Source organism: Streptomyces adelaidensis (assembly GCF_016598475.1).
GTDB classification, from domain to species: domain Bacteria; phylum Actinomycetota; class Actinomycetes; order Streptomycetales; family Streptomycetaceae; genus Streptomyces; species Streptomyces adelaidensis.
This window is the reverse complement of record NZ_JAEMUX010000284.1, coordinates 1-627: the sequence shown is the minus strand read 5'-3', so window position 1 is coordinate 627 and position 627 is coordinate 1. Positions and strand designations below refer to the sequence as shown.

General features: G+C 66.5%; 1 protein-coding gene. It reads right to left on the bottom strand.

The window, feature by feature from the left end:
• On the bottom strand, window positions 1-491 hold a 491-nt coding region (locus I8N67_RS41865), incomplete at its 3' end, for a transposase (RefSeq protein ID WP_200309634.1).
• Between the last annotated feature and the right edge of the window lie 136 nt (window positions 492-627).

Sequence of the window (627 nt, the reverse complement as noted above, 5' to 3'; positions counted from 1 at the left end):
GGGCCGAGACGCACAGCATCCAGCAGTTGGCACCACGAGGTGCGGCCGGTCTCCAGCGCGGCGACGAACGAGTACGGCCAGCCCGGCACGAACTGATCACTGGAGCGTCCGTTGCGCCCGTAGACGTGACAGAACAATCGGTCCGCGCTGGTCGGGGCATCGGAGCGCAGCCAGTTGCTGACGTCGACCGCGAGGACGAGCCGGTTGTCGGCGGCCTTGGGCTGCGGCAGCACCGCCAGCGCCCGCCGCAGCCCGTCCACATCGATCCGGCCGCAGTTCAGCGCGTCGTACAACGCGCCGTGCCCACGCCGGTGTTCGGCCACCAGCGTCAGGTCGACCGGCGAGGTCACCGGCCCGGTCTCGCAGAGCATCGCATCGGTGACCTCGAACAACGTGTCACCGCGTCGGGTCAGGCACGCGTAGAAGTCCTCCCGGAAGTGTGACGTGAAGTCGAGTGCCTCGTGCCAGGCATCGTGATGCAGCAGACTCACCCCTGCGGCCTTCGTATGAGTGTGGTTCGGTGACAGAACGCATGCTCATGCGGAGGCCGTCCGCCTGTCCGGCAAAGGCCCAGGTGAGTGACGGTGTCCTACTCGATGTTCGAGCCTGGACCATAAAGAACAAGCT